Origin of the sequence: Paenibacillus taichungensis, assembly GCF_013359905.1 — a bacterium.
Classification (GTDB): domain Bacteria; phylum Bacillota; class Bacilli; order Paenibacillales; family Paenibacillaceae; genus Paenibacillus; species Paenibacillus taichungensis.
The window spans coordinates 714,979-730,571 of the sequence record NZ_JABMCC010000121.1; the positions used below are offsets into that span (position 1 = coordinate 714,979).

The following is a 15,593-nucleotide window of genomic DNA, read 5'->3' on the forward strand; positions in this document are numbered from 1 at the left end:
CGCTGGTGGTAACACAAAGACATTTTGCCAGGCAGAATTGTAGTGACAATTCCAGGGGGGATGTTCATGGCCAATACAACTGTACAACCTGCAATGAATGCAGTACATGAAAAGAAGAGAAGAAGACGTCAAAAGTGGAACCCCATTTTACGAAATTGGCAGCTTTATTTGTTAATCTCGCCAGTTGTTGCGTATTACATTGTCTTTCAGTACTTGCCGATGTATGGCATTCAAATCGCATTTAAGGATTTCATTGCAACGAAGGGAATCTGGGGAAGCCCCTGGATCGGAGTTGAACATTTTGAACGTTTTTTTCACAGTTATTTCTTCTGGAGATTAATTAAAAATACGCTTGGACTTGGGTTATACAGCTTGGCGGTAGGTTTTCCAGTCCCTATCATTTTGGCGCTTCTGATGAATGAGGTAAGGGCGGAAAAGTTTAAAAAATTTGTTCAGACCATAACCTATGCCCCGCACTTTCTATCAACTGTCGTGGTCGTAGGCATGATGATGATGTTTTTATCGCCGCGATACGGAATCATTAATCACTTCATTGGTATGTTCGGCGGTAATCCCATTAATTTCTTGTCTGAGCCATCCTGGTTCAAGACCTTATTTGTGATGTCGGATGTATGGCAGACCATGGGCTGGAGCTCGATTATTTATTTGGCGGCATTAGCCGGCGTGGACTCTCAGCTTCATGAAGCAGCGCGTGTGGATGGGGCAACCCGGTTGCAGCGGATATGGCATATTAATATACCAAGTATTATGCCGACAATTATCATTTTGTTCATTTTAAATATCGGAAGCATCATGGGTATTGGTTTCGAGAAAGTCCTGCTGATGCAGAACACACTGAATTTAGAAACCTCGGACATTATCTCTACCTACGTTTACCGGAGCGGGATACAAGATGCTGAATACAGCTTCTCGGCGGCGATTGGTCTGTTTAACTCCATAATCAATTTCATCTTACTAGTCACGGTTAACCAGATCTCAAAACGTATGAGTGAAACGAGCCTATGGTAAGGGAGTTGCTGATGCATGCTTGTTGAATCTAGAGGAGATCGTATTTTTAATATAATTAACCATTTTTTGTTAATTATAATTACGCTTATTGTAATCTACCCGCTTGTTTTTGTGTTAAGTGCTTCGTTCAGTGATCCGCAGGCTGTCCTGCGTGGTGAAATGTTCCTATGGCCCAAGGGCATCAATCTCCATTCTTACGAGAAGATTTTTCAGAACAAAGATATCCTCAGAGGTTATACCAATACACTGATTTATACGTCAGTGGGGACGCTGATTAATCTTGTCATGACGATTCTGGCGGCATATCCGCTATCCCGAAAGGATTTTATAGGCCGCAATGCCATCATGGCCCTGTTTGTTTTCACGATGTTCTTCAGTGGCGGACTAATTCCAACCTATATGCTAATCAAAAACCTGGGCATGTTAAACACATTTTGGGTCATGATCATTCCAAATGCCGTTTCGATCTGGAACATCATCATTATGCGGACATTCTTCCAGCAATCGATTCCAAATGAGTTGCATGAGGCGGCGACGATTGATGGTTGCTCCAATATTCAAACGTTAACCCGGATTATCCTGCCATTATCCATGCCCATTATAGCGGTGACGATTCTGTTCTATGCTGTTGGGCACTGGAACGCCTTCTTTAACGCAATGTTGTATCTGTCAGACAAGGACAAGTTTCCACTTCAACTCATTTTGCGGGAAATTCTGATTCAAGGCCAGACGAACGATATGGTCAAAATGTCAACCGAGTCTGCGATTAAGCAGCAAAGGGAAGTGGAAGGCATCAAATATGCTGTACTCGTCGTTGCCAATATACCGGTGCTCCTGCTTTATCCTTTCCTGCAAAGATATTTTGTGAAAGGCGTAATGATTGGTGCCATTAAGGGATGATTCCTTGTATGGATAACGATGGGACAAAGGGAGGAATTTGAATGACGCTCAAAAAGTGGGGGAGTATCGCTCTGGTTTGTATGATGTCCGTTTCGATGCTGGCCGGGTGCAGTACTAAGGATGCAGATTCGGGAAGTAGCAAGGATAAAGGAGCTGCCAATGGCAAAGTCAATGCGAGCGGATTTCCGATCGTAAATGACACCATTACAGTGAGCGGATTTGCCGGAAAGTTTTTTGCCAATGCAGACTGGAACGATCTCAGACTCTGGAAAGAGTATGAGAAGATGTCCAATGTTCATATCCAGTGGGATACGGTGCAGAAGGATAATTTGAAGGAAAAACGCAATCTCCTGCTGGCAGGCGGCGCTTACCCGGAGCTGTTCTATGCCTCGGCGTTTTCCAGATCGGATCTGCTGAAATACGGCAAGCAGGGCGCATTTATTCCTCTGAATGATCTGATCGACCAATACGCGCCTAACTTTAAGGCTCTAATGAAGAAGTATCCGGTTATTGGCAAAGGGATTACGATGCCGGATGGTAACATATATGGGCTGCCAACCTTGTATGATCCGGAATTCAAGTCGGTTCTGTATGGAACACCTTGGTTGAAGAAAGAGTGGCTTGATAAATTAGGTTTGCAGGAACCGCAGACATTAGATGACTTCTATACTATGTTGAAAGCATTTAAAGAGAAGGACCCGAACGGCAACGGGCAAAAGGACGAGATTGCTTGGGGCGGTGTGGGAACGAATGGTGTGGTGAACTACCTGCGAGGTTCATTTGGGTTGAATAATCATGGCACCTCCAACATTAACATTGATACAGATCCTCAGACGGATAAAGTACGCTTTATTCCAACCGACCCCCAATACAAGGAGCTGCTGCAGTTCGTGAATAAGCTCTACAAGGACGGATTGCTCGAGCAGGACATTGTATCTGTTAAGAGTACCGAAGTGGATGCTAAAGGTATGGAAGGCCTGATCGGAGTCGTTGATAATGTCGATCCGGTTGCGATATACAATCAGCAAGGTTATGTTGGCATGCCAGTACTGAAGGGGCCTCATGGAGATCAGACATACAATGCCTATGGTTCTCCACTCGGTAATATCGGGATGTTCGTACTTACAGATAAAGCCCAAAACCCAGAGGCGATGATCCGCTGGATGGATTATTTCTACAGCGATGAGGGCATTAAGACGTTCTTCATGGGATGGAAAGATGAGACGTATAAAGAAGACCCAGACGGTAACGTAGACTATGTCGACAATATCAAAAACAACCCGGATGGTCTTAATCTAGACCAGGCGGTAGGTCAATACCTGATTTGGCCGGGTGGATACTACCCTGGTTTTGTGAAGCAGAAATACTTCAAGGGTGCTGAAGGTCTGCCAACTTCGGTTGATAATGCGAAAAAAGCAGAGTCTCACATCTTACCACAAGATCAAATTTGGCCTCCATTTAATTTCACGCAGGAAGAACAACGGGATCTGACCACTTTCCAGACGGATATTGAAACGTATGTAGATGAAATGCGTGACAAATTCATTACTGGAAATGAATCCTTTGACAATTGGGATCAGTATGTGGCAGCTCTCCAAAAGATGGGCGTAGAACGATATGTAGCCATCTATCAATCAGCAGCAGACCGTTATACCCAAGCGGATTAGAAGGTTCATCCGTAGATTTCAGATCATAAAGGAGTGAACAAATATGAGTCAACTGAAAGCAGTCCTGATTGGAGCAGGTGCGAGGGGAGCGGGTGGCTATGCACCCTATGCACTTGATTATCCGCATGAGCTTACCTTCATTGCGGTTGCCGAAGCCGATCCAGTGAGAAGAGCAAGATTTGCTGAGAAGCACGGGATTCCGCCGGAACACTGTTATGAGACTTGGGAGCCCCTGTTGGCTGAACCTAAGCTGGCTGATATTGCGGTTATTTGTACACAGGACAGAATGCATTATGGTCCAACGATGCAGGCTTTAGATAAGAAGTATCATGTTATGCTGGAGAAGCCAATGTCACCTGATCCGAAGGAATGTCTTGAGATGGAACAAGCGGCCAGAGATAATGATCGGCTGCTGACGATCTGCCATGTGCTGCGGTACACACCGTTCTGGAATACAATCAAGAAGGTGATACAAGAAGGACGTATCGGAGAAATTGTCTCCATTCAGTTGAATGAGAATGTGGGTTACTGGCATATTGCCCACAGCTTCGTGCGGGGAAATTGGAACAATTCTAACACATCCAGCCCGATGATCCTGTCCAAGTCATGCCATGATATGGACGTATTATCCTGGCTCGTGGATCAGCCTTGCCTTAAGGTCAGTTCGTTCGGATCTCTTAAACATTTTCATGAAGGCAATGCACCGGAAGGTTCCGCTGACCGATGCTTGGATTGTGCTGTAGAACCAACCTGTGCGTATTCTGCACCAAGATTTTATTTGAGTGACCAGTTCAGGGGTTGGGCAGGACATTTTACACAGGAGCTGACGAAAACGAATATCATACAGGGTTTACGTGATACCGATTACGGCCGGTGTGTATACCGTAGTGACAATAATGTGGTAGATCATCAGGTTGTGAATATGGAATTTGACGGTGGAGCTACGGCTATGTTCAGTATGTGCGGCTTTACATTTGAGCAGGAACGTAGAATCCAGATCATGGGGACGAAAGGAGAACTTCGCGGTGAGGAAGATCAAATTACGGTGTACGACTTTTTGACACATCAAAAAACAGAAATCACAATCCCTTCTCAAACCAGTGGCCATGGTGGGGGAGACAGCGGCATTGTGAGAAATTTTCTGAATGAGGTGCGTCACTATAACGGCCAGGAGAGCCTGACATCGACATCGGCTGCAGCTTCCGTCCGGAGCCATCTGATCGCATTCGCAGCTGAAAAGTCGCGGCTGAACGGGGGCGAGTCTATCGATTTGAATGAATATGCCCGTCAGCTTATGGTGAAGGAAGAGCTATCTAAATAATCAGCAGTGTATCGATAAGCTGCCCCTCAAGGTATGAATATATTTTGAGGGACGGCTTTTTTTGTTCGTTTGGGGTTCGAGAGTTTTCTTCACGGACCTTCAATACCATCGCATCCACTAAGATAAACGGGAATCGGCTGTCGACTTAGGGCCAGTTATTCCATGACCCTACCAGGGGGTCTAACTGTAAGGAGAGGTCTGACACAATAGACTTGGAAAACGCCATGCCACAGAAGTTCGCCGGTAATCTGAGTAACTTTGCGAATTACTTCTTGTGTAATATACTTAGTATACTAATATTATGATGTCAGGGTGGTTTTGTGGAATTGCATTTATACGAGCAGATATATGTCTCTATTGTACAAGAGATTAAAGAAGGTCGATTAAAAGAAGGAGACCGAGTCTCTTCTGAAAAAGAGTTGGCTGAAAAATTTGGCGTCAGTCGTATTACATCTAAAAAGGCTTTGGAGAAATTAGCAGATTCTGGGGTTATTAAACGAATACAAGGAAAAGGCTCATATGTGTCCGATGGTATTATTGGAGAACAACAAGAACCGAAGCACTATTCAGAGGTAAAAACGACCTTGGTGCCTGAGGATGATAAGCAGTTGATCGGTTTTATTATACCGAATTTTTCTGACGAGTTTGGCCTACAACTTCTTAGATCGATGGAAAAGCGGAGTGCTGAGCATAATTATCAACTCATTATTAAGCGAACTTGCGGGGATCGGGATGAGGAAAAACGCGCGATCGACTTATTTATTGGTTTGGGCATCAAAGGATTAATGGTGACCCCCATTCATGGTCAACACTATAATTCGGAGCTGCTTCGACTTGTATTAGATCGGTTTCCAATTGTTTTGGTCGATAGATATCTAAAAGGAATTCCGGTTTGTTCGGTATACACAGACAATAAGAAAGCAGCCATGGATCTTACGCGTCATCTGATTAGCAAAGGTCATAAAAAAATTGCCTTTTTATCTCCGCCGGAAGAGAACACGTCAACATTGGAGGAAAGGCTGCTCGGATATACGTTTGCCTTCACCCAAGAAGGAATGAACTTGAACAAAGATTATGTATTGACGAACTTGAAGGGCACCCTTCCCATGAACATAAACGGAACAGCGATTGAAAGTGATAAAGAAACAGTAAAGCATTTTTTGAAACAAAACCCTGATGTAAAGGCGTTCGTCGCGTCGGAATTTCTAATAGCTACCATGCTGGCTCAAGTCATCCACTCGATGGGGAAATCTCTGGAGGAATTTGAGATTGTTTGTTTCGACTCCCTGAACGATCACTTAGGTCAACCCATCTTCACACATATTAAGCAGGATGAGAATCAGATGGGTGAATTGGCAGTGGATATGCTAATCTCTCAGTTGCATGGAACAGCAGTTCCCGAGCTGAACATCATTGAACATCGTATGGTCGTGAAAAATAACAGGTAGGGTTAATACAAGCGCAGCTCAACAAAAGCAAGCATATTGTTCAAGGTGTCGAGAAGTCCCCGGGGGCTTATCGGCACCTTTTTTGATATCAGAAATGAAACTTTGAAGCATGGACTTTCCTGACCTGATATCGCAAGAAAAACTTCTTCTAGACGCGGTCTGTCTTCTGTGAAGTATGTCGTAATATTGCAATTGACATGCTTCGTAATGTCATATTAATATACTTAGTATAATTAGTATAGCCAGCAGGATTCTTATAACCAATTCACTTTGTTCATCATTTTCTGATTTGAATAGTTCATATCACCAGTCTTGTTAGCGCTTACATAAAATGTGGATTGATCAGAAAATGGAGTGGATTTTATAGGAATTCAAGTTAAACTAATTAATTTAACTTAAGGGGGACTTTGAATGAGGAGATCCAAAAAATTCGCATTTCCAATTCTTGTTTACTTTCTGGCTATGTCACTACTTGTAACCGCTTGCTCAACGAAGGGAGACTCAAGTGATCAGGCCGGAGAGGGGAATACAACGGTTACGATGTGGCATGGTCTTACCTCCATTGATTTAGATAATTTAAATAAAGTCGTGAAGGCATTTGAAGAGAAAAACTCTACCATCAAAATGAAATTGGTTTATACAGAATCCAGCGAGGGATCCGATCAGAAGCTGCTAACTGCAGTCGCAGGCGGCAATCCTCCTGACGTTGCACTTTTCGACCGTTTTAAGGTCGGTACTTGGGCTGCACAAGGTTCTCTGACTGACTTATCCTCGATGGCAGCAGAATCTGGAATTCTTAAGGAAATGTATTATCCATTTGCTTGGGAGGAGTCCAGTTATCAAGGAAAGCTTTATGCAATGCCGATGGATACGGACTCTCGCCTGCTATTTTACAATAAGGATCATTTCACAGAAGTAGGGCTCGATCCCAACAAACCACCACAAACGATCGCCGAGCTTGAAGCGGCCGCCGAAAAGTTAACCATTAAGGAAGGTAAACGTTTCAAACGGATCGGGTTCATCCCATGGTATTCGCAAGGATGGCTGTATACTTGGGGATGGGCATTTGGAGGAGAATTCCAGGACGCTGCCACTGGCAAAATTACCGCAAATGATCCTAAAGTCGTTGAAGCCCTACAATGGATGACCGACTTTGGCAAAAAATACAATGTCGAGGATATTGCCGGATTCACAAGCGCAGCTGGCACGGAGGAAATGGATCCGTTCATTTCCGGTCAAGTCAGCATGAAGATAAGTGGAAACTTTACGGTGAAGGGTATCGAAAAATTTAAGCCGGATTTAAATTACGGTGTTGCACCAATACCGACCCCTACAGGTACTAATTTTACGACATGGTCGGGAGGCGGGTCCGCTATTATCCCTAAAGGCGCCAAGAACGTCGCTGCTGCTTGGAAATTCCTCGAATTCTTAGGGAAAGAAGAGGGGCAAACGTTATTAAACGCTGACTCTCAAATTTCCGTTATCGATTCGGTAAACGACAAATACGGTTACAAGGACGATCCGATTATGAAGGAATTTATTAATATTTTGCCCAATTCACACAATCGCCCGGTTATTCCTGAAGGACAGCTGTTGTGGAATGAGTTAGCTTCCGCTACGGAAAAGGCTACCCGCGGTAACGGTACTCCAAAAGAGAACCTGGATAGAGTAACAGAGACTATTAATAAGGCTTTAGAAAAATACGACAAATAGGGTGCTTGGTAGGCAGGGAGAGAACTCTCTCTCCTTGCCTATTAATGAATGACAATTGGAAGGAGAATGCAAATGGCGAAACTGGCCGATTCAGTTCAAGTAAACGCAATTCCATCGGCAAGGAAACGAGCACTCCACAGAACTAACGTGATTGGGTGGCTGTTTGCTTCACCTTGGGCTATAGGGCTGCTATGCTTTTATGCAATTCCGATGCTAATGTCCATCTACTTCAGCTTCACTACTTACAGCATTCTGCAGCCTGGTGAATTTGTCGGAATGAGTAATTATAAAGATCTTTTCCATGATCCTCTGTTTTGGAAATCCATATATAACACGCTTTATTTCACCGTATTTTTTGTTCCATTAAGTATATTTTTCGGTGTGGCACTCGCTATGATGTTGAATATGAAGGTCAAGGGGATGGCTATATTCAGAACGATCTTTTTCTTGCCTACACTTGTTCCACAAGTGGCATTGGCTGTTCTGTGGATGTGGTTGTTACATCCAAACTTTGGATTGGTGAACGGGATGTTAGCGAATATCGGTATCGATGGGCCTTCTTGGCTTGGTGGTGAGTCGTGGTCCAAGCCTTCGCTCATCTTGATGTCGCTTTGGGGTATTGGGCAAGCTGTTGTCATCTACCTTGCTGGATTAGGAGATATCCCTGATGAGTACTATGAAGCAGCACAAATCGATGGAGCTAACTGGTTTCAGAAAACGAGAAAGGTAACCCTGCCTTTGCTCACTCCCGTTATTTTCTACAACCTTGTCATGGGAATGATCGGTGCATTCCAACAGTTTACTCTTCCCTATACGTTGACCAAAGGGCAAGGAACTCCTGCAAATTCCATGACTTTTTACGTCATGTATTTATATGAGAACGGATTCAGGTATTTCAAAATGGGTTATGCCTCCGCAATGGCCTGGATCTTATTTATTATCGTTATGGCATTAACCGGAATTATTTTTATTACGTCTAAACGCTGGGTTCATTATCAAGGGAAATAAGGAGGGGGAAGTAAGGGATGAATCCTACCGCTATCAAAAGAATCAATCGTGCGTTAGCCTATGTATGTCTAATTGTTGCTTCTGCATTTTTCATTATTCCGTTCATTTGGCTGCTCTCCACTTCTCTTAAACCACTCACACAAATCTTTACATTCCCACCAGAGTGGATTCCGCATCCAATTCTGTGGAGTAATTATTCCCGTGCCGTTGAGTATATCCCTTTCTGGACATATCTGAAAAACACGGCGATTATAACAATCGTTAGTACGCTGGGTGTGATCATATCCTGTCCCTTGGTTGCCTATAGTTTTGCCAAGTTAGAGTACCGTGGGAGAGGTATACTTTTCTTTGTTACCCTCGCTGTTATGATGATTCCCGGACAGGTGACGATGATTCCTCTATTCCTGTTGTTTACTAAATTAGGTTGGGTAGGAACACCTCTTCCACTGATTGTACCCCAATTTTTTGGAGTGCCCATTTACATTTTTCTGTTGCGGCAATTTTTCATGGGACTGCCTGATGCCCTGCGCGAAGCGGGCCGTTTAGACGGCGCTAGTGAGTTCCGTATATATTTACAGATCATGTTTCCACTAGCCAAATCCGCCGTATTAGCCGTGGCATTGTTTCAATTTATGGGGAGCTGGACTGATTTCATGGGTCCCTTGCTTTATTTAACCAATGAACCATCTTACACGGTTTCGCTCGGATTGCAGCAATTCCAGAGTCAAAAGGGATCTGAATGGGGTCTATTAATGGCCGTATCCACCTTGATGACATTACCTATTATTGTTTTGTTCTTTTTTCTTCAAAAGACGTTTATTAGCGGCATTACATTTAGCGGTATAAAGGGTTGAACATCATTTGTATGAATTAAGCTCCAGCGATGCGGAACCAGGGATGTTAGGACGGACCATTTCGCGACATGGATCGGCTGTTATGGACCCACAGGCATCAATGGCATTATCGTTTAGATCGCTCAGGCTCTGTTGGCTTGAGAGGCAGCTTATAGATGAGGAGAAACATCCAGCTCGCGGGGCTGTCCCATAAGTCGTAGATGATTAGGCATATCCCCATTATTAAAATTGTAAAATCAAAAGAAACCGTTCCTTGGTAAATGGGTGTGCGAGCAACCATATACCAAAAGAGACGGTTTCTTTATACATTCAACATACTATGAAAGCTGATCTTTATTTATTTTTCTATCAACAATTTCGATGATGCGGTTGCATCTTTTGGCGACTTCCATATCATGCGTTACGATAATTGTTCACCCCGGTGAATATTCAGGTTAATGCTATCCAGAGCAAAGGTCTCATGATGTTTACGGCGATATATCTTTTTGATTTCTCGTAATTGAATTAGTTCTTCCATGACTCCATTCCTCCAATCAATGATTATAGTCGAGTGGACTGGCATAGTTGAATTCAATTGAGAACCGTAACAGCACAGCTTGGTTAATAACGAACAAATCGTACCGCATGAAGTCTTTCAACTGGTAGAGCAACTAAGAAATGATACAGCAGATCAAAACCGAATTTTTGGATGGTATTACAAAAAGAATTGGTATTATGCAACTGGGGAGGCAGGTTGCCATTGCGTTATTGTACCCGAACTGAACGCTGTAGCGGTGCGAATGTTAAATAAATATACAGAAAATTATGTTTATGACCAAATATCTTTTAATGAAACATTTTATAAGTGCCTTCAATCCTAAAAGTTTGTAAGTACAAAAATGTTATCGTTATATAGGAACGGCAAGAATGGAGGGAGAAAAAACATGATACTTGGATTGTATGAGACACATTTACCTGTGAGTAACTTATAGAATTCAATCAAATTTTATTCTAAATTAGGATTAGAGCATTGAAAATTCCCGATACAGGGACAAAGCCGTAAATTTTCTATACAGACTTAACTGGTGATGGTGAGGAACTGGAAAGGTGAAGTCATTACATTAAAAAGATAAATTCCAGGCTAGCTGGAAGTCAATCATCTAATGAAGTCATAACATGTTTTAGGAGGAGTAATGGGGACAGACATTTGGTTTTATGTAGAGAAAAGACACTACCGAAGAGAGTATCAATGGACGAATGGCAGCTTTATCGAGATTCCCAAGAGTGAAAAAGAATTGAATGATACAGCTCGCTGGGTCAGTGAGGATCGCTGGAAGGTTAATCCTAACTACTACTTGTACCCGGAAGAAAACATTTCTCAACTCATACCGAGTAATCCACATCAATTTTATAGAGGGACTAGAAACTATGATTTGTTTAGTATTTTGTCCAATACGAGAAATGATCGCAATCTTAAATTCATATCTGCCCCGCGAGGTCTTCCCTCTGATCTTTCTCCAGAATTACGCGAAGTTGCATTGGAGAATAAGGATGACTTCTATGACCACAGCTGGCTTCTATTAGAGGAACTATTGCAGTTCAATTGGGAAGAGCGCTTTTATTGTGATACGTTCATGGAATACAGAAATGTCAAACAGGTATGTTCCGATTTCATTCTTGAAACTATCCCGAAACTTTCAGCGTTAGGAGAGTTCAAAGATGTACGGGTGATTTTCTGGTTTGGTTAGTAAAAGCTAAACATGGAGGATGTTATGGACATTATAACAAAGCAGTTGAAGCTGGAAGAGCCTAGTGATCTGAAATATGAGGTGCATATTGGAGACTCTAAATCCGTGGAGTATTGTAGCATCATGATATTAAAGTTCTTGGGTGAGTACGGTTATGGTTCAGCTGGAAATTCAGATGCCATTTATATGTGTGCAATTGGAGAAGCGGTGTTGGAAGCTTGGGAACCAGCTGGCTTGATCCTTGACTTTAGTGAGCTGGAATATGAATGGGGTGATCGGATCGAAAATGTTCTCTTTATTGGTAAAGATAAGTATCGGGACATACCTTTTCCAGCAGCACTTATTGTAGGAGAACACTCAAAAGAAGCGATAAGGACATTAATTTTAGGAGTATATAGTGATCAGACCATTGAAGACATTGACTGGGTGCACCAAGATCTGAACAGCGCGTGGGCATTCATTGAGAATAAATTGGCTGAATACGATCGAGATAAACGGTTGTAGAGTAAGGCTTGATGAAAATGAGTTCAATGAAAAAGCCCCTATTTCGGGGCCGATTCAAATGAGTGTGTCTTGCATAGTCCCATCATCAAATGCAGTAATGACATGCTCGCTATCTCGAAAATCTTCTGTTGCATAACCAATAATGATTAATTCAAACCTTCTTTTTGAAAAGAGACATGGTCTCATCCTCTACGTTAGATTAAATTGCCTTGCGCGGAAATTGGTCATTTATACTATACACATATTTGAAAATTATTGTAAATTAGATGTACAAGGCAAGGCTATGGGAAGAATAGGGTGAAAGCGAGAGGGTGGGACCACTTGTGCCCATTCTCAAATACAGGTGAAATATAGATATCATTGAATATTGAGGGGATGAGTTTTTTACAGAAGAGAGACTGCTCTTGTCTGATCAAGCTCTGGATACATTTTCACACCTATTAATAGCATTACAGGAAACGAAAGATTCCGAGCGTATTGTGAAGGCTGTAGAAGAAATTGTGGTTACCTTTAATGAAATGAATGAGGCCAATGGTTATTTTATTGAAACGATGGAACGTGAAGAATTGGCCGATTTTATCGACCAGGCGGCTAGTCTGGCTGGATTAGACATTGGGGAGGATAAAGATATTACGGAAGAATGGAGAGAGTGTTAGTTTGATTGAATCGAGAGGGTGGGATGGCATTCATGGATCAACAGGGATATGGCCGCTATTTATTAGCGATGGGTGGAGAAGAGTTTGAGCCAGAAGTTGATGATGAGGTTGAAGCAGATCATCTTTACGGCTTTTTTCAGTGGTTTATGCCATCGGGAGCAGGTGTTGAACATGTGTTTGAGCCGATTCCAGACGGTCGACATTTTTTGGCTAGGATACGTCCGATCTATGAGATGCTGAATCCCGAGGATTTCACCGGCGAATATGTGCCAGGTTATTTCAACGGTGGAAATGAGGATGCCTCCGAGGCAACGCTGCGTGGTCTGGGGGAGGAGTTAATTCAAAGATTGAAGGGCCTGTTCTCCATGGTACTGGAGGATGACGAAGCGGCGGACGCAGCTAAGGAAGCATTACACGATTTGGCAAGTCTGACGGAGGTTGTTGTGTTGCCGCCAGGTGAGATTGGCAAGTTAGAGCAAAGAGCACTTCATGGCACGGATGAAGAAGATTCTCAGGCCGTTTACGAAGCACTCGGAGACCTGCTCAGCTCGCGCAGTAATTACGATGAAGCTATCGAAATATTGAGCGAAGCATACTATTCGATTGCTTGCGATTATTGGGTAGCCTATTACTTGCAGTGGCCTCGTTATCACGGTTTGCAGGAGGCGGAAGACTGCCTGTATCCTTATTTTGATTTATACCGTTATGGCTATAATCTTCATTGGACTCAGAATAAGCTATTTATCGGCAGACGTTCATGAGTACAGAAGATCATATACAACAAATGTAACTAAAAGATAAGCCAATTTTAATGATAAGGGTGATTGATATGGAACGAGGACTCATTATATTTTTGAACGGAACGTCAAGTGCGGGGAAGACGAGCATCGCGATGGAATTGAAAAATCAGGGAGAGGTTCCGTTTCATCATCTGTCTGTAGATCAATTTGCCCAAAATTATGATCAGTTTATCGACAATACATACCCAGATATGAAACCAACGAGAGAAGTGGAACACCATGTGATGACAGATATCCTGTTCGACCCTATCAATTCGTTGTACTGTGCAACCATTAAACTGTTTTCGGAAATGGGTTTGAATGTCATCGTTGATACGGTCATCAGCAATGACAAGTGGTTTAACGGTTTTTATGATTTACTATCGGATTATCCGATATTGTTTGTAGGTGTACACTGCTCGAAAGAAGAACTCAACAGAAGAGAGCAGAGTAGAGGAGATCGTGCGATTGGACTCGCCCATTCCCAGTTCGACTACATATACGCCTATGATGAATATGATCTGGAAGTGAACACGGAAGAGCTTAGCTCAGCGGAATGTGCGGAAAAGATATTAAGTTATATAAATTCTAGTCAGGAATACTCGGCATTTAAGAAATTAAGTAGAAGAGAGGTTAGTGTTTCATAGAACATGGATGCCTAAATAACATCATATTCATGCTTTAGGCGATACTGCACTTCGTTTTACTTGAGAAAAAAGAAGCCGGTGAATTAAATATCCGGCTTCTTTTTTTCGAACTCTCACAATAAAGAAAAGATTCTCTCTACACAAAGCGTTGAGTAAGCTGCTAAGTTAAGTTTTTCACTTTTTTATTTTGTCTAAGGGTACGTTAATAGTTGTTGACTCCATCGGGGTTACGGTTGTTCCATTTTGCTCAATCAAGGAAATCGTTAATTCTATAGATTCTTGATTGTCTAAATCAATAGAAATCGACCTGCGTTGAAACTCATCAAACAAGCCTTCAGCTTTAACAATGGTATCTTGATCATACAATTGTCCGTTTTTATCGCGGATCGTAACTTGAAAAATTCGATCTGGAATCTTTTCAGATGGATTCGGTTGATACTCTCTTTTACTGTACCATAAGCCAAATTGCAGTTTTTTTGAATTAGGCAGGTAATAGAGCTTAGTAAGATGCACTTACGAATCAGACAAAGTCTGATTTTGATCTGTAAGTTGAATTGGCTCTTCATGGTTATTATATGGATCTTCCCATTGTAATGGTAATGTAGATCCTGTTTTAAGAGAGATGAGTTCTCTGTCTGCATACCAATAAATCCCTACTAGAATAATGATGACTAATAGAAGTAAAATGATAACATTTCTTTTCACATAACATCCCTACCATCTTTAATTGTTAGACCGTTCCGTTTTGTATTTTGATGATAATCATTATTAAACCATATAATGGATTTTAAATGAGTGAAAGTGAATTATATTCATTAGCCGGTAAAAAAAATATTGGTATTTGTTTGGGGAGAGAGATTTTCCCGAATGAAATTCCCGTCGGTTCAATCGTCTACTGTTTTGCATCCAAGAAATTGATTGCTAGTTTGCTTGGATGAAGCTATACATCTTGAAATGATGATAAGGAGGGCAGCTCTATGAATCCAGAAGATCATATCCAAAACATGTTACAGGTAATCATTGAGAAAACACAATCCATCATCAACGACAGTCGTAAGCAATCTTTCGGCTCTTTGGAGTATTTCTTGGAACATGTTCTAGTGTATCGAGATAAACAGCAATACATGTCTAACGAGTGGCATATCCGCACACCGCGCTGGCTAGGGGAGTATGGAAATACGCCGGAGGAAGAAGAGCTTCTTTCAGACATTTACCGACTGCAAGCGTATATCGCTGAGAAATTAAAAGGCGGATAAGCGGCTGGTGATGTCGCATTAGTCCGACTCAAATGTCGCAAAAGTACATGGTAACGCGATGCGGAGATCGTTTATACTCTCTTT

The 15,593-nt window shown here is 42.3% G+C and carries 16 protein-coding genes and 1 pseudogene; 15 read left to right on the forward strand and 2 right to left on the reverse strand.

Annotated features, from left to right (window positions below; translation table 11 throughout):
* Positions 1-66: 66 nt before the first annotated feature.
* The 4 genes from HP548_RS30955 to HP548_RS30970 are packed head-to-tail and all read left to right on the forward strand — an operon-like array spanning position 67 to position 4,917.
* Positions 67-1,029, forward strand: a complete 963-nt coding sequence (locus tag HP548_RS30955) for an ABC transporter permease (protein ID WP_099855166.1) — start codon at positions 67-69, stop codon at positions 1,027-1,029.
* A 15-nt stretch (positions 1,030-1,044) separates the two neighbouring features.
* Complete coding sequence (locus HP548_RS30960; RefSeq protein ID WP_175383802.1) at positions 1,045-1,929, forward strand: carbohydrate ABC transporter permease; 885 nt, start codon at positions 1,045-1,047, stop codon at positions 1,927-1,929.
* Between the two features lie 41 nt (positions 1,930-1,970).
* The gene (locus HP548_RS30965) at positions 1,971-3,596 is read left to right on the forward strand and encodes a type 2 periplasmic-binding domain-containing protein (RefSeq protein WP_175383803.1); all 1,626 of its coding nucleotides are present in this window, start codon (positions 1,971-1,973) and stop codon (positions 3,594-3,596) included.
* Between the two features lie 43 nt (positions 3,597-3,639).
* Positions 3,640-4,917, forward strand: a complete 1,278-nt coding sequence (locus tag HP548_RS30970) for a Gfo/Idh/MocA family protein (protein WP_175383804.1) — start codon at positions 3,640-3,642, stop codon at positions 4,915-4,917.
* 85 nt (positions 4,918-5,002) lie between these two features.
* Here HP548_RS30970 and HP548_RS33560 read toward each other — a convergent pair.
* Positions 5,003-5,180 (reverse strand): annotated as a pseudogene (locus tag HP548_RS33560) (transposase); the annotation flags it as partial.
* A gap of 57 nt (positions 5,181-5,237) precedes the next feature.
* Between HP548_RS33560 and HP548_RS30975 the strand changes: the two are divergent.
* The 9 genes from HP548_RS30975 to HP548_RS31015 all read left to right on the forward strand — a co-directional run bounded on the left by HP548_RS30975 (position 5,238) and on the right by HP548_RS31015 (position 14,253).
* Complete coding sequence (locus HP548_RS30975; RefSeq protein WP_175383805.1) at positions 5,238-6,365, forward strand: GntR family transcriptional regulator; 1,128 nt, start codon at positions 5,238-5,240, stop codon at positions 6,363-6,365.
* Positions 6,366-6,776: 411 nt separating this feature from the next.
* On the forward strand, positions 6,777-8,078 hold the full coding sequence (locus tag HP548_RS30980; RefSeq protein WP_175383806.1) for an ABC transporter substrate-binding protein: 1,302 nt from the start codon (positions 6,777-6,779) through the stop codon (positions 8,076-8,078).
* Between the two features lie 72 nt (positions 8,079-8,150).
* On the forward strand, positions 8,151-9,086 hold the full coding sequence (locus HP548_RS30985) for a carbohydrate ABC transporter permease (protein WP_072734217.1): 936 nt from the start codon (positions 8,151-8,153) through the stop codon (positions 9,084-9,086).
* 17 nt (positions 9,087-9,103) lie between these two features.
* Complete coding sequence (locus tag HP548_RS30990; RefSeq protein WP_175383807.1) at positions 9,104-9,940, forward strand: carbohydrate ABC transporter permease; 837 nt, start codon at positions 9,104-9,106, stop codon at positions 9,938-9,940.
* Positions 9,941-11,112: 1,172 nt separating this feature from the next.
* The gene (locus tag HP548_RS30995; protein ID WP_175383808.1) at positions 11,113-11,667 is read left to right on the forward strand and encodes a hypothetical protein; all 555 of its coding nucleotides are present in this window, start codon (positions 11,113-11,115) and stop codon (positions 11,665-11,667) included.
* Positions 11,668-11,691: 24 nt separating this feature from the next.
* Positions 11,692-12,171, forward strand: a complete 480-nt coding sequence (locus HP548_RS31000) for a hypothetical protein (protein ID WP_175383809.1) — start codon at positions 11,692-11,694, stop codon at positions 12,169-12,171.
* A gap of 404 nt (positions 12,172-12,575) precedes the next feature.
* Positions 12,576-12,827 (forward strand): hypothetical protein, encoded by a 252-nt coding sequence (locus HP548_RS31005; RefSeq protein ID WP_217504912.1) that lies wholly within the window; start codon positions 12,576-12,578, stop codon positions 12,825-12,827.
* Between the two features lie 32 nt (positions 12,828-12,859).
* Positions 12,860-13,588, forward strand: coding sequence for a hypothetical protein (locus HP548_RS31010; RefSeq protein WP_175383810.1), 729 nt, complete (start codon positions 12,860-12,862; stop codon positions 13,586-13,588).
* Between the two features lie 68 nt (positions 13,589-13,656).
* Positions 13,657-14,253, forward strand: coding sequence for a chloramphenicol phosphotransferase CPT family protein (locus HP548_RS31015; protein WP_175383811.1), 597 nt, complete (start codon positions 13,657-13,659; stop codon positions 14,251-14,253).
* A 174-nt stretch (positions 14,254-14,427) separates the two neighbouring features.
* On the opposite strand, the gene HP548_RS31020 is transcribed toward HP548_RS31015, so the two are convergent.
* The gene (locus tag HP548_RS31020) at positions 14,428-14,766 is read right to left on the reverse strand and encodes a hypothetical protein (protein WP_175383812.1); all 339 of its coding nucleotides are present in this window, start codon (positions 14,764-14,766) and stop codon (positions 14,428-14,430) included.
* Between the two features lie 278 nt (positions 14,767-15,044).
* Between HP548_RS31020 and HP548_RS31025 the strand changes: the two genes are divergently transcribed.
* Together HP548_RS31025 and HP548_RS31030 are read left to right on the forward strand one after the other, a co-directional pair.
* On the forward strand, positions 15,045-15,191 hold the full coding sequence (locus tag HP548_RS31025; RefSeq protein ID WP_175383813.1) for a hypothetical protein: 147 nt from the start codon (positions 15,045-15,047) through the stop codon (positions 15,189-15,191).
* 39 nt (positions 15,192-15,230) lie between these two features.
* Positions 15,231-15,509: a hypothetical protein gene (locus tag HP548_RS31030; RefSeq protein WP_175383814.1), complete on the forward strand. Its 279-nt coding sequence runs from the start codon at positions 15,231-15,233 to the stop codon at positions 15,507-15,509.
* Positions 15,510-15,593: the final 84 nt, after the last annotated feature.

Bases quoted from the DNA above. Each gene is read 5' to 3' on its own strand.
- HP548_RS31000 (WP_175383809.1), top strand. From the start codon at position 11,692: ATGGACATTATAACAAAGCAGTTGAAGCTGGAAGAGCCTAGTGATCTG.
- HP548_RS31015 (WP_175383811.1), top strand. From the start codon at position 13,657: ATGGAACGAGGACTCATTATATTTTTGAACGGAACGTCAAGTGCGGGG.
- HP548_RS30985 (WP_072734217.1), top strand. From the start codon at position 8,151: ATGGCGAAACTGGCCGATTCAGTTCAAGTAAACGCAATTCCATCGGCA.
- HP548_RS30995 (WP_175383808.1), top strand. From the start codon at position 11,113: ATGGGGACAGACATTTGGTTTTATGTAGAGAAAAGACACTACCGAAGA.
- HP548_RS30965 (WP_175383803.1), top strand. From the start codon at position 1,971: ATGACGCTCAAAAAGTGGGGGAGTATCGCTCTGGTTTGTATGATGTCC.
- HP548_RS31030 (WP_175383814.1), top strand. From the start codon at position 15,231: ATGAATCCAGAAGATCATATCCAAAACATGTTACAGGTAATCATTGAG.
- HP548_RS31010 (WP_175383810.1), top strand. From the start codon at position 12,860: ATGGATCAACAGGGATATGGCCGCTATTTATTAGCGATGGGTGGAGAA.
- HP548_RS30955 (WP_099855166.1), top strand. From the start codon at position 67: ATGGCCAATACAACTGTACAACCTGCAATGAATGCAGTACATGAAAAG.
- HP548_RS30970 (WP_175383804.1), top strand. From the start codon at position 3,640: ATGAGTCAACTGAAAGCAGTCCTGATTGGAGCAGGTGCGAGGGGAGCG.
- HP548_RS31025 (WP_175383813.1), top strand. From the start codon at position 15,045: ATGAGTGAAAGTGAATTATATTCATTAGCCGGTAAAAAAAATATTGGT.
- HP548_RS30980 (WP_175383806.1), top strand. From the start codon at position 6,777: ATGAGGAGATCCAAAAAATTCGCATTTCCAATTCTTGTTTACTTTCTG.
- HP548_RS30990 (WP_175383807.1), top strand. From the start codon at position 9,104: ATGAATCCTACCGCTATCAAAAGAATCAATCGTGCGTTAGCCTATGTA.
- HP548_RS30960 (WP_175383802.1), top strand. From the start codon at position 1,045: ATGCTTGTTGAATCTAGAGGAGATCGTATTTTTAATATAATTAACCAT.